Source organism: Streptomyces sp. NPDC058401, from assembly GCF_042722885.1.
GTDB lineage: Bacteria > Actinomycetota > Actinomycetes > Streptomycetales > Streptomycetaceae > Streptomyces.
Genome location: NZ_JBHXKA010000019.1, coordinates 38922 through 51273, shown reverse-complemented (window position 1 = coordinate 51273; position 12352 = coordinate 38922). Strand labels below are relative to the sequence as shown.

The following is a 12352-nucleotide window of genomic DNA, read 5'->3' as shown; positions in this document are numbered from 1 at the left end:
TCTCACGACGCACTCCTCACGACGTACTGCGGACGAACAACTCACGGACCATGACGGCGGCCATGAACGAGACGCCGTGCCAGCGCGCCTTGCGTTCGAACCAGAGCCAGTCCCCGTCCGGGTTGGCCTCCAGGAACACCGCCTCCCCGGTGTCGGACACGAGCAGGTCGAACGCCCCGTAGCGCAGGTTCCAGGCGGCGCACAGGGTACGCACGGCCTCGGCGGCGGGGCGCGGGCAGTCGACGCGCGTCACGGTGACGCTGCCGGGATCCGTCATCGGGCTCGACGGAGCGGGCTTGCGGACCTCGAAGGCGCAGATCCCGCCGTCGAGGTGGTAGACGCGCAGCTCGCGCACGTGCGCCACGTACTCCTGGACCACGACCGGGCGTTCTCCCGCGACGCCCGGGGCCGGTCCGGGGTCCCGTTCCACCGCCTCCGGACCCACGACCGAGGGCAGGCAGGCCTGCCAGCCCAGCCGGTCCGGCTCGAACAGCCGGAAATCCGGGGTCTTGACCACGAGGGTCGGCGCCCCCACGTCGCGCGCTCCCGCCGGCACGTCATTGGTGACGACCGTACGGGGCGTGCGCACGCCCAGCCTGCGCGCCTCCACCAGCTGGCCCGGACCGACGAGCGTGCCGCCGGGCAGCGCGGTGTCCGCCGTGGCCGCCACCTGCCGGAGGAACCCGGACCAGGACTCCGCCCGCAGCGGATTCACCGAACCGGCGGGCCTCGCCTGCGCCATCAGCGCGCAGGCCGAACCGTGCCGCACCCACACCACGGCCGGTCTGACCCGGCGTCCGGAGACGTCCAGCAGACCGGTGTCCACGTCCAGAGCCATGGAAGTCGACATGAGTTCGTCCTGCCGGATGAGTATCGCCGGAGTTTCCAGGGGCCCCGTCAAAGCATCGCGTACGACCTCCAATTCACGGCCGCCCGCGCAATTCACCAGAACCACAACGGATTGGCCGTCGCGGTCTTCCGCCCGTCCTGAACGGCTCATGCTGCGAATGCTAACCAACGGGGGCGGCGCAGGAGGCGGCAGAACGTAGGCAGTTCCAAGGCAACTTGGGCCGTGCCCGAGCTTCCGCGCCGTCCCGCGGGCGTAACGTCCAGCCGCAGCAACCCGATCGGGCATGCCTGAGAAACGCCGGCCGGAGAATCACCAAGAGGAACATCGATCACATTGTGGAGGGCGGACCGTGGCGAATGGTGTGGTGAACGCCGAGGAACTGACCAAGCGTTATCGCGGGAAAGAGACGCCGGCCGTCGACCGTATTTCATTCGACATCGCCAAAGGCGAGACCATCGGGCTGCTGGGGCCCAACGGGGCGGGAAAGACCACCCTGATGAAGATGATCTGTGGCGTCACCCCGCCCACCACCGGCCGGATCCGGGTGTTCGGCGTGGACCCGGCCCGCGACCCGGTCGCCGCCAAGACCGGCATCGGCGCGATGCACCAGTCCGCCCCCTACGACGAGATGCTCTCGGCCCTGGACAACCTGCTGATCGCCACCCGCTTCAAGGGGCTGTCCTGGCGCACCACCCGCCCCTGGGCGATGGAGGTCGCCGAGTACCTCGGCCTCGCCGACCACCTGTCCCGGCTCGTCTTCCAGCTGTCCGGCGGACAGCGTCAGCGGCTCCAGCTCGTACGGGCCCTGCTGACCATCCCCGAACTCCTCATCCTCGACGAGCCCTCGGCGGGACTGGACGTGGCCGGCCGGCACCAGATCGAACGCTTCGTGCGCTGGCTCCGCGAGGAGTACGGCATGACCGTGATCTGGACCAGCCACATCATCCAGGAGCTGGAACGCAACGCCCAGCGGGTCCTGGTCATCAACCAGGGCAAGGTGGTCCGCTTCGCCCAACCGAGCGAACTCGTGCGGGAGTTCGGTGGCGCGCACCTGCTGGTCAGCGTCGACGACGCGGTCGGCGCCAAGGTGGTCAAGGAATGGGCGACCACCGCCGGACTGACCGCCACGGCCCAGGACGCCGAGGTCCGCATCGAGAACGTGCAGGTGCGGGACGTGCTGCCGCAACTGTCCCGGCACTGCCACGACTCCGGAGTCGCGATCTCCGCGATCTCCACCGTCACCGACTCGCTGGAGCAGGTCTTCCTGCGCATGACCGGGAACGAGGGCTGACGCCGTGGCCGACCTGGGATTCAAGACCACCGCGCCGGTCGCTTCGGGCAAACCGGCCGACTTCACCGCCGTCTTCTACCGCGAGTACGCGCTCCTCGCCCGCAACCGGGTCAACCTCATCCTCGGCCTGACCCCCATGCTCGTGTACCTGCTCCTGGTCAACACCTCGCTGGGCAACGTCGTCGGGAACATCACCTACCGCGGCGAGAGCCTCCCCTTCGCCGTCTTCCTCCTCCCCATGGTGCTGGCCATGTCGGTGGTCAGTGCCTCCGGGACGACGGGCATGGCGATGTTCCAGGAGGAGATGAGCGGGGTGTCGACCCAGCTCTGGAGCTGGCCGCTGCGCCGGTCGCGCTTCCTGGCCGGCAAACTGCTGGCCGGGGTCTCGCTCGTGCTGGCCCAGAGCCTGCTGGCCCTGGCCGTCGCCGCGATCATCTTCGACTACCCGTTCCACGCGTCCCACTGGATCTGGCTGCTCCTGACGCTGGTCCTCTCGTCGGTGGCGTTCAACGGGCTGTACCTCGCGGCGGCCGTCCTCATCAGCGACTACCGCACCTTCATGGTGCTCACCAGCGTGTCGGTGCCCGTCCTCGTCTTCGCCGCACCCTCGCTGTCCACCTCGCAGCAACTCCCCACCGTGCTGCGGTGGATCTCGACGGTCAACCCGGTGTCCTACGCCGTCACCGGGATGCGCGACGCCGCGATCTTCGGCCTGGGCAAGGCCTGGCCCTCCCTGCTGGTGCTCGCCGTCGTCGCGATCGTCGCCAACTTCGTCGCCGGCCGGGCGCTGTTGCGGCGCACCCGGAACCTCTGACCCCAGGAGCTCCCCACCGTGCAGACCGACGATGCGCCCCTGGCCTGGCTCGCCACGCCCGAAGACCGCTCCGTGCACCGACTGCCCGGCACGGACCGGGCCCGACCGCCCAGGGCCACCTGGGAGATGGTGACCCGCGCCGCGGCCAAGGTGGGCGTCACCCGGGTCGCCGACATCACCCGGCTCGACTCCATCGGCATCCCGACCTTCCAGGCGATCCGGCCGCTGTCCAGAACGCTCGCCGTCTCCCAGGGCAAGGGGATGACACCCGAACTGGCCCGGCTCTCCGCGGTGATGGAGTCGGTCGAGACCTGGCACGTGGAACAGCCCGCCCTGCCCGCGCTGACCGCCACTCCCCGCAAGCTCCGTAGGCAACTGGGCTACGACGTGGGCGCATTGGCTCCCTCCGCACCGAGCCTGCTGCACGACGGGCTGCCGTTGGAATGGGTGGCGGCCAGGTCCCTGGTCGACGGGGCGCGCACCCTCGTCCCCGTGAACGTCGTCCGGCTGACGCTGGAGGAGCACACCGACTGGAACCCGCCGGTGTTCTTCGAGTCGACGAACGGCCTGGCCGGCGGGAACACCCGGATCGAAGCCGCGCTGCACGCGCTCTGCGAGGTCATCGAGCGCGACGCGATGACCGCCGCGGTCACCGCGGGCGGGGAGATGGGCGTACGCGTCGACCCGCGCTCCCTCGGGTCGCCGGTGGCCGACGAGCTGTGCACGCTGATCGAACGGGCCGACGTCACCCTGGAGGTCCGCCTCGTCCCGTCACCCACCGGCCTTCCCTGCTTCCTGGCCTGGGTCGCGAGCGAGGAGTACCCGGCGCCGATGTTCGGCTTCGGTTGCCACCTCAGCCCGGAGATCGCCCTCACCCGCGCCGTCTCGGAAGCGGCCCAGGCCCGGCTCGCGTACATCTCGGGGGCCCGGGACGACCTCCGGGAGGACTTCGGCCACGTCGATCCGGGCCGGCTGCGCGGCGCGCGCTCCGGCCCGGCCGCCGCCGACATCAGGGGCCTCGTGGAGGACCCCGTCCCGCACGACAGCCTGGCCGGCGCGCTCGCCCACGTGGTGCGCCGGGCGGCCGCCGCCTTCTCCCACCCGCCCCTCCTCGTCGACCTGACGCGCGAGGAGATCGGGGTCCCCGTCGTCAAGGTCGTGGCTCCGGGGAGCCGCGTATGCCCGGAGGTGCTGTAGTGAACGGGGTCAGCGTGATCGGATCCAGGGTGGTCGTCTACGCGGGGCCGACCCTCTCGGCCGCCGACGTCCACGCGGTGCTCCCGCAGGCCGAGGTGCGCCCGCCCGCCGGCCGGGGCGACCTCCTCGCCGACCAGTGGCACCCCGGAGACGTGGTCGTGGTCGTCGACGGGTACTTCCGGGAACGGCGCTCCGTCGGCCACAAGGAGATCCTCCAGGTGCTCACCGAGGGCGCGGAGGTGATCGGCGCCGCGAGCATGGGCGCGCTGCGGGCCGCGGAACTCGCCCCCTGCGGCATGCGGGGCCTGGGCACCGTCTTCACCATGTACGCCTCGGGCGAGATCGACGGGGACGACGAGGTGGGGGTCCTGCACGGTCCGGCCGAGATGGGGTATCCGGCGCAGACCGTGGCCCTGGTGAACCTCCGCTACGGCTGCAAGGAGGGCGCCGAGACCGAGCTCATCGCGCCCGACGCCGGGCGGCGGATCGTGGCCGCGGCCGCGGCGCTGCCCTTCACCCACCGCGGCTGGAAGGACATCGAGCGGGCGCTGGACGAGGAGGACCACGAGGCCCTGGGAACGCTGGAGGAGATGATCCACTCGGGCGTCTGGGACCTCAAACGGCTCGACGCCATGGCGGCGCTGCGCACGATCGCGAGCCGGGGAGCCGTGCCCCCCGGCCCGGTCGCGCCCGAGGTGCCCTTCACGGGCATCAGCCGGGCCCGGTCCCTGGCCCGCCGGACCCGCCGGGAGCACGCTCCCGGCCGCTGGATGTCGGACCTCGACGTACTGGACGCCGCCCGGCTGTTCGACGAGGGCTACCCGGCGCTGCACGAGGACGTGCTGACCGGCCTGCTGGAGGAGCTCGCCGGAGCCCGGGGCATGACGCTCGAAGGGTACGCACGGGCCAGGCTCGGACTCGACGGCCGGTCGCCGCTGCCCGACACCCTCGCCCGCTGGTTCACGGAACGGGAACGGGCCGGGCTGCCCGACGCCGACCGGATCCGGCTCCTCATGGTGCGGGTGTGGCCCGTATGGCAGTCGGTCGACTGGCGGCCGGCGGTCCTGGCGCGGCTGCGGGAATCCGAGCACTGGGAGGAGTGGTGCGCCCTCGTGGTCCGCGCCGACGAGGCCGCGGAGGAGACCGGGCCCAGGCTGGTGGTCCCGCCGCCGCAGATGTGCGCGAAGCTCTTCCTGCGCCACTGGCAGGGGCGCGGCACCTCCCCGGACATCGAAATGGCCCGCCGCGGGTTCACCGGCGCCGAGGGGCTGGGCGCGGCGGTCCCGAGGTTCTTCGCCCTCGACGTCCGGCGCGGCCGTGAACGCCGCGAGGCCGGGGTCCGCTGACCGGGGCGCAGCCGGCGCCCGTCACCCCCGGGCGGGGGCGGGGGCGGGCTCCGGCTCCGCCGGCTCCGGCAGGCGCCGGGCCAGGGCCCAGGCCAGCAGGGGGAGCACGGCCAGCGGGAGCAGGGCCGTCCGCAGGGAGGCCGCGTCGGCCGCCGCGCCGATCAGGGGACTCGCGAGGCCGCCCACGCTGACGGTCAGGCCCAGGGTGACCCCGCTCGCGGTGCCCATGCGGTTCGGCAGGTAGTCCTGGCCCAGGGTGACCTGGAGGGAGAACGGCACGTACAGCGCGGTGGCGGCCAGCGCCGAGCAGACGTACACCAGCGGCAGCGGGAGGAAGAGGATGCCCGCGACGGCCGGCACCACGGCCGCGTAGGCGCGGCGGACGGTGGTGACGCGCCCCCAGCGGGCGGCCAGCCGGCCGCCGAGGAGGGTGCCGCCGGCGCTTCCGGCGAAGAGGGCGAACAGGGCGACGGCGCCCGCGGTTTCGCCGCCGCCGCGCTCGCGGACGTACAGCGCGATGAAGGTGCTCAGCCCGGTGAAGACCACCGAGCGCACGACGACCACCAGGGAGAGCCGCAGGAAGGCCCGCCATGCGTCGCGGGGCCGCCGGGACGGGGCCGGAGCCGGGGCGGCGGCCGCCCGGTCCGCGGCCGAACGCTTCGCGGACGGCGGCCGGTTGAGGAACACGCCCAGCGCCGCCGGGGCGGCCAGCAGCCACCACCCCGCCGGGCCCGGCAGCGCCAGCGCGCCGACCACCAGCAGCGGGGCGCACGCGAAGCCGATGTTGCCGCCGAGCGCGAACCAGCTCATCGCGCCGTGCCCGGGCCCTCCCGCCGTACGGACCAGCCGGGCCGCCGCCGGGTGGTACGCGGCGACGCCCAGCCCGGACAGGGCGACGGCGGCGAGGGTGGCCGCGTACCCCGCGTCGAGTCCGACCAGGGCCACGCCCAGTCCCGCGGCGGCCGTGGCCAGCGGGATCAGCCAGGGCATCGGCCACCGGTCGGTGAGCGCACCGAACAGCGGCTGGACCACCGAGGAGAGCAGCGAGGCGGCCAGCACGATGCCGGACGCGGCGGCGTAGCCGTAGGCGCGCTCCGAGACGAGGAAGGGCACGAGCGCGGCGACGGCGCCCTGGTAGACGTCCACACAGGAGTGGCCCGCGGAGAACGCGGCCGTACGGAGCCGCGCCGGGCGGGCCGCCGGGGCGGAAGGAGGAACAAGGGTCTGGGTCTGGGTCTGGGGCGGTCTCATGGAGGTCACCGATCGAGAATCGCTCTCGCCGGGGGCGTCCCGCTTCCGATAAATTGCCGGGTGATGCAGAAAATCCGCCACACCCCGCGCGCAGCCACGAGCATCCGCGAGCTCGACACCCACCACGGCATCGATCCGCACCGCCACGACGACCACCAGATCTGCTACGCCGGTTCCGGGGTGCTGTCCGTCACCACCGACGCCGGCACCTGGGTGGCCCCGACCACCCGCGCCCTGTGGATCCCCGCCGGGACCGTGCACGAGCACCGGGCCTTCGGCCGCGTCGACCTGCACTGCGTGGGCCTGCCCACGCACCTCAACCCGCTCTCCCTCTCCGCCCCCGCCGTGCTCGCCGTCGGCCCCCTGCTGCGCGAGCTGATCCTGGCCTACACCCGGGCCCCGCAGGACGACAGCGCCGAGCGCCGCCGGATGCTGGCGGTACTGCTCGACCAGCTGCGGGCCTCGCCGCTCCAGCCGCTGCACCTGCCCGCTCCCGCCGATCCCCGGCTGGCCGCGGTGTGCGCGCTGCTGCACGCCGATCCGGCGGATCCGCGCGGGCTGGCGGAACTCTCCGCGCAGGCCGGGGCCGGGGCGGGGGAGCGCACCCTGAGCCGGCTGTTCCGCGCCGAGCTGGGCATGACCTTCCCCCAGTGGCGGACCCAGCTGCGACTGCACCACGCGCTGCGGCTGCTGGCGGTGGACACCCCCGTGACCGCGGTCGCGCACCGCTGCGGCTGGTCCTCGGCGAGCGCGTTCATCGACGTGTTCCGACGGGCCTTCGGACACACCCCGGGTGCGCACGCCAAGGGGGGCTGACCCGCCCGTCTGGCCGTCCGCGGCGCCCCGGGCCAGCATGGAGGGAGGCGACCGGTTCGGGGCCGGGTGATCGGGAGGACCCCATGGCGAGCACGGCGCACACCCCGACGACCGACGTACTGATCGTGGGAGCCGGTCCGGTCGGCCTCAGTGCGGCCGTGGAGCTGCGCCGCCACGGCGTGAGCTGCCGCCTCGTCGACCGGCTGCCCGGCCGCCTCCCGTACGCGAAGGCGGTCGGCATCCAGCCGCGCACGCTGGAGATCTGGGACCGGATGGGCCTGGTCCGCACCATCCTGGAGGCCGCCGTGCCCCTGCGCGGCCAGCTGATCTACGTCAACGGCGCCGAACGAGCCCGCATCGAGCTCGCGATGCCCCCCGAAGTGCCGTACGGGTTCGCCGCGTTGCCGCAGTACGAGACCGAGCGGATCCTCGAGGAGCACCTCGCGTCGCTGGGCACCGTCATCGAACGCGGCACCGAACTCCTGTCGTTCACCCAGGACGGGGGCGGGGACGGGGACGGCGGCGGGCCCGGACCCGCGGCCGGGGTCACCAGCCTCCTGCGGACGGCGTCCGGCGGTGAGGAGGAGCTGCGCACCCGCTACCTCATCGGCTGCGACGGAGCGCACAGCACCGTCCGCAAGGGTCTGGGGCTCTCCTACGAGGGCGGAGCCTTCGCCGAGGAGTACATGCTGGCCGATGTGGTGAGCGACTGGGACCTGCCCGAAGGGTACGGCCTGCGGTCCACGCACCAGGGGGCCGACGGGACCACCGACGACGCGCTGGTGTGCATCCCGCTGCCCGGCCGCGGCCGTTACCGCATGTCGATGCTGGTCCCGCCCGAACTCTCCGCACAGCCGCCCGGCGGACCGGCGGCGGGCTCGGCGGGCGGCCCCGGAGCGGGCGACGGAGTGCGGCACGGGCTGGAGGGCGGCCGGGTCCCCGAGCTGTCCCACGTCCAGGCCGTCGTCGACCGCCTCGCCCCGGCCCCGGCCACGGTCTCGGACCTGCGCTGGTCCTCCGTGTTCCGGATCAGCCACCGCATCGTCGACCGCTACGGCGACGGGCGCGTCTTCGTCGCGGGCGACGCCGCGCACATCCACCCGCCCACCGGCGCCCAGGGCATGAACACCGGCATCCAGGACGCCTGCAACCTGGCCTGGAAGCTCGCGCTCGCCCTCCGTGGGTCGGCCGGTCCCGCCCTGCTCGCGAGCTACGACGCCGAGCGCCGCCCCGTCGGCGAGGAGGTCGTCGGCCGGACCGTACGGCACGCGACCAAAGGCCTGGAGAACGAACAGGAAGACATGCGGACCGTGATGCTCCGCGAGGCCCAACTGCTCGTCGGCTACCCCGACGGACCGCTCGGCGGCCGTGCGTTCGGCCCGGCCGACGCGCCACAGCCCGGTGAACGGGCCCCGGACTGCGGCGGGTTGACCCTGCCCATCGCCGCCTACCCCGTACGGCTGCTCGACGCCCTGCGCGGCCGGGCAGGCCATGTCGTGCTCCTGTACGGGGCGGACGGCGCGGCCCTGGCCGAGGCCGCCGAGCAGTCCCGGGCCGCCGGCCCGGCCCTGGCGGAGGCCGCCGACGGCGGCGCGAAGGGCGGCGCGCAGGGCGACGCCACCGGCCCGCTCACCGTGGCCGTCCTCGCCCGTGAGGCCGCGCCCGACGCGTCCGCCGGCCTCCCCGCCACCGTCCCCGGATACCGGGACTCCGCCGGGGAGTTCGCCCGGCTGTACGGCGCCGACGGCCCGACCGGATTCCTCGTACGCCCGGACGGGTACCTCGGCGCCCGCTTCCCGCTGTCCGGCACGGCGGCGGCCCTGTCCGGCTACCTCGCCGCGCTGTCCGCCCCGACCGGGACGTCGGAGACGACCTAGGTCTGCGTCGCGTACCGCAGCAGTACCACCCCGTTGCCGAACGTGCGGGTCTCCTCCAGCCGCAGCGGGACCGGGCCGTCGGAGGGCGGGAAGAGGGAGTGGCCGCGGCCGATGCGTACGGGCTGCACGTAGATCCGGTACTCGTCCACCAGGCCGTGGCGCAGGAAGGAGGCGGCGAGGTCCGCCCCGCTCAGGGTCAGGTCGCCGCCCGGGGCGGCCTTGAGGGCGCGGACCTCCTCCGGGACGACCTCGCGGAGCACGGTCGCGTGCGGGTCGGCCTGCCCGGCATCCAGGGTGCGCGAGTACACGTACTTCCGTGCGGAGCGCCAGATGCCCGCGAAGTCCGCCTCCGCCGCGCTCGCGGCCGGATCGGCATCGGCGGTGGGCCAGTAGGCGTCCATCAGCTCGTAGGTGATCCGGCCCATCAGCATGCCGCCGACGGACCGCAGTTCGTCGTTCATGTGCTGGTGCAGCTCTTCGTCGACGCGGTGCCAGTCGATCTGCCGCTCCGGCCCCTCGTAGTAGCCGTCGAGGGAGACCTGCGACATCAGGATGATCTTTCGCATGACGGACCAGGCTACGCGCCCTCCATACTGGACGGCGTGACCGCCAAAGCCGACACTCCCGACACCGCCGACACCCCCGACTCCGCAGCCGCCGACGACACCGTCCTGTGCGCCGTCGAAGGCCGCACCGGGGTGATCACCCTCAACCGCCCCAGGGCCCTCAACGCCCTCACCCACCCCATGGTGCTCCGCATCGCCGGGGCCCTGGCCGGCTGGGAGCGGGATCCGGGCGTGGAGCAGGTGCTCATCCGCGGTGCGGGCGACCGGGGGCTGTGCGCCGGCGGGGACATCCGGGCCATCCACGACGACGCCAAGGCCGGGACGCGGGCTTCGGCCGCCTTCTGGCGCGACGAGTACCGGCTCAACGCGTACATCGCCCGCTACCCCAAGCCCTACGTCGCCCTCATGGACGGCATCGTGATGGGAGGCGGAGTCGGCGTGTCCGCGCACGGCAGCGTCCGCGTGGTCACCGAACGCTCCCGCGTCGCCATGCCCGAAACCGGCATCGGCTTCGTCCCGGACGTCGGCGGCACCCACCTGCTGGCCCGCGCACCCGGCCTGCTCGGCACCCATCTCGCCCTCACCGGCTCCGCGGTGGGCGCCGCCGACGCCCTGCTGTGCGGGCTCGCCGACCACTTCGTACCCGCCGAACGGCTGCCGGAGCTGACCGCCGAACTCGCCGGATCCCCGGCCCGGGAGGTGCTGGGGCGGTACGCCGCCGAGCCCGGGCCCGGAGCGCTGGCCGAAGGGCGGGTCTGGATCGACCACTGCTACGCGGCCGGCACCGTCGAGGAGATCGTGGACCGGCTGCTCGGCTACGGGGACCCGGAGGCGAAGGAGGCCGCCGGGACGATCCTCGCCAAGTCCCCGACCGCCCTCAAGGTGACCCTGGAGGCCGTCCGCCGGGCCGCCGCCCTCGGCGCGCTGGAGCCGGTGCTGGAACAGGAGTTCCGGGTCTCCTGCAATGCGCTGACCTCGCCCGACCTGGTGGAGGGCATCCGGGCGCAGGTCGTCGACAAGGACCGCAGCCCGCGCTGGTCCCCGGCCACCCTCGGCGAGGTCACCGCACAGGACGTGGCCCGCTTCTTCGCCCCGCTCACCGGGGACGGCCCCGGGATCGCCGCGGGGTGACCCGGGGCCGTCCCCGGTGAGCGGGGCCGCCGGGTCAGGGCCGCCGGGTCAGGGCCGCCGGGTCACGGTCGCCGGGTCGGGGAGGCCGTGGTCACGGTCGCCGCGCGCGGTACAGATCGCGGAGCAGGGCGATCTCGGCCCCGTGGTGCAGCAGTTCCTGGTTGACCCACCAGACGATGTCGGCGAACGGCTCCTCCGCGTCGCTGCCGTGCGGGTAGCTGCAGTACCCCACGGTGTCCAGGGCCGCCTCGTCGACGCCCAGCAGCGCGCCGTGCCAGGCCGCCGCGGCGGAGTCGAAGCCCGCGAGCGCGCCCGCGGCCCCGCCCTCGACGGGGTGGTCGGCCCGGGTCAGCGTGCGGCTCCCGGCGGTGTGGTCGGCGCGCAGGGCGAGCATCTCGGTGAGGTGGCTCAGCCGCCACGCGATGGTGGTGAACGGCGGCGGCCAGGGGTGCGGATAGGCCGCGGCATCGCGCCCCCAGTCGCCCGCGCCGGCCAGTGCGGTCGCCCGCGGTCCGGGCCCGTCCGCGCGCCGCCGCACGGACCAGCAGTCCGGGACCGGCTCCCAGAGGTACTCCTCGTCCGTCAGCGCGCCGCCGACCTCGGTGTCCGTCCCGTCGCCGCTGTCCATGACGGGCCCGGCCATGCGGTCGGAGAGCCGGGTGCGCGCGAAGGCGAACTGGTCCAGCAGGGGGGTCAGACGGGGTGGGGTCACCGGAGCGTGCTCCTGTCCTCGGCGGTGGCGGCCCCGGTGGTACCGGCAGCCTCGGTGGTGGGCGTTTCCACCCAGTCAACCAGTTCGATGATCACACCGTTGGGGTCGGCGACCAGGAACAGCCGTTCGCCCCAGGGCTCCACGCGCGGCTCCATGACGATCGGGACGCCCTCGGAGCGCAGCCGCTCGTACTCGGCGGGCAGATCGGCCACGGTGAACGCGAGCAGGACTCCGGCGGCGCGCTGCTCGCGGAGATCCTCGGGGAGCACCTCCAGGCCGCGCCGCACGAAGATCACGTTCGGGCCGTCGGGGTGCGAGAGGGAGGCGAACCCGTCGGCCGCCATCGTCTCCTTGAACCCGAAATGCCTGATCAGAAAGGCGGACGAGGTGGTGGCGTCCTCGACGGTGAGGCAGATGGCGGTGTCGGTGATGCGCATGGGGTCCTCCTGGTGCCGTGGCTCGGAATTTTATTATACATAGTATTCTATACGCTGTAGAGAA

At 73.5% G+C, this 12352-nt stretch carries 12 protein-coding genes; 7 read left to right on the top strand and 5 right to left on the bottom strand.

Going from position 1 to position 12352, the window contains the following annotated elements; genetic code table 11:
• Nucleotides 1-16: 16 nt before the first annotated feature.
• Nucleotides 17-850, bottom strand: coding sequence for a hypothetical protein (locus tag ACFWNV_RS10020; protein ID WP_383943308.1), 834 nt, complete (start codon nt 848-850; stop codon nt 17-19).
• 349 nt (nt 851-1199) lie between these two features.
• Here ACFWNV_RS10020 and ACFWNV_RS10015 point away from each other — a divergent pair, with 349 nt between their 5' ends.
• Genes ACFWNV_RS10015 through ACFWNV_RS10000 form a run of 4 tightly spaced genes read left to right on the top strand, consistent with a single transcriptional unit; the run spans nt 1200 to nt 5498 of the window.
• Nucleotides 1200-2141, top strand: a complete 942-nt coding sequence (locus ACFWNV_RS10015; protein ID WP_383943306.1) for an ABC transporter ATP-binding protein — start codon at nt 1200-1202, stop codon at nt 2139-2141.
• A gap of 4 nt (nt 2142-2145) precedes the next feature.
• Nucleotides 2146-2955, top strand: a complete 810-nt coding sequence (locus ACFWNV_RS10010) for an ABC transporter permease (protein ID WP_383943303.1) — start codon at nt 2146-2148, stop codon at nt 2953-2955.
• 18 nt (nt 2956-2973) lie between these two features.
• Nucleotides 2974-4152, top strand: coding sequence for a YcaO-like family protein (locus ACFWNV_RS10005; protein ID WP_383943300.1), 1179 nt, complete (start codon nt 2974-2976; stop codon nt 4150-4152).
• Nucleotides 4153-4166: 14 nt separating this feature from the next.
• Nucleotides 4167-5498 (top strand): TfuA-like protein, encoded by a 1332-nt coding sequence (locus ACFWNV_RS10000; RefSeq protein ID WP_383943298.1) that lies wholly within the window; start codon nt 4167-4169, stop codon nt 5496-5498.
• 21 nt (nt 5499-5519) lie between these two features.
• On the opposite strand, the gene ACFWNV_RS09995 is transcribed toward ACFWNV_RS10000, so the two are convergent.
• Nucleotides 5520-6749 carry an MFS transporter gene (locus tag ACFWNV_RS09995; protein WP_383943409.1) on the bottom strand — a complete coding sequence of 410 codons (1230 nt, stop codon included), beginning with the start codon at nt 6747-6749 and terminating at the stop codon, nt 5520-5522.
• 63 nt (nt 6750-6812) lie between these two features.
• Between ACFWNV_RS09995 and ACFWNV_RS09990 the strand changes: the two genes are divergently transcribed.
• Both ACFWNV_RS09990 and ACFWNV_RS09985 read left to right on the top strand, forming a co-directional pair.
• Nucleotides 6813-7565 (top strand): AraC family transcriptional regulator, encoded by a 753-nt coding sequence (locus ACFWNV_RS09990; RefSeq protein ID WP_383943295.1) that lies wholly within the window; start codon nt 6813-6815, stop codon nt 7563-7565.
• 83 nt (nt 7566-7648) lie between these two features.
• The gene (locus ACFWNV_RS09985; RefSeq protein ID WP_383943293.1) at nt 7649-9442 is read left to right on the top strand and encodes an FAD-dependent monooxygenase; all 1794 of its coding nucleotides are present in this window, start codon (nt 7649-7651) and stop codon (nt 9440-9442) included.
• On the opposite strand, the gene ACFWNV_RS09980 is transcribed toward ACFWNV_RS09985, so the two are convergent.
• Entirely contained in the window at nt 9439-10008 is a 570-nt protein-coding gene (locus ACFWNV_RS09980) for a dihydrofolate reductase family protein (protein ID WP_383943291.1), read from the bottom strand. The two genes, ACFWNV_RS09985 and ACFWNV_RS09980, sit on opposite strands and share 4 nt — an antisense overlap.
• Before the next feature lie 36 nt (nt 10009-10044).
• Between ACFWNV_RS09980 and ACFWNV_RS09975 the strand changes: the two genes are divergently transcribed.
• Nucleotides 10045-11139 (top strand): enoyl-CoA hydratase/isomerase family protein, encoded by a 1095-nt coding sequence (locus ACFWNV_RS09975; RefSeq protein ID WP_383943288.1) that lies wholly within the window; start codon nt 10045-10047, stop codon nt 11137-11139.
• Nucleotides 11140-11230: 91 nt separating this feature from the next.
• Here ACFWNV_RS09975 and ACFWNV_RS09970 read toward each other — a convergent pair whose 3' ends face one another.
• Entirely contained in the window at nt 11231-11851 is a 621-nt protein-coding gene (locus tag ACFWNV_RS09970) for a DinB family protein (RefSeq protein WP_383943285.1), read from the bottom strand.
• On the bottom strand, nt 11848-12288 hold the full coding sequence (locus ACFWNV_RS09965; RefSeq protein WP_383943282.1) for a VOC family protein: 441 nt from the start codon (nt 12286-12288) through the stop codon (nt 11848-11850). The genes ACFWNV_RS09970 and ACFWNV_RS09965 overlap by 4 nt, the downstream gene beginning before the upstream one ends.
• Nucleotides 12289-12352 lie beyond the last annotated feature (64 nt).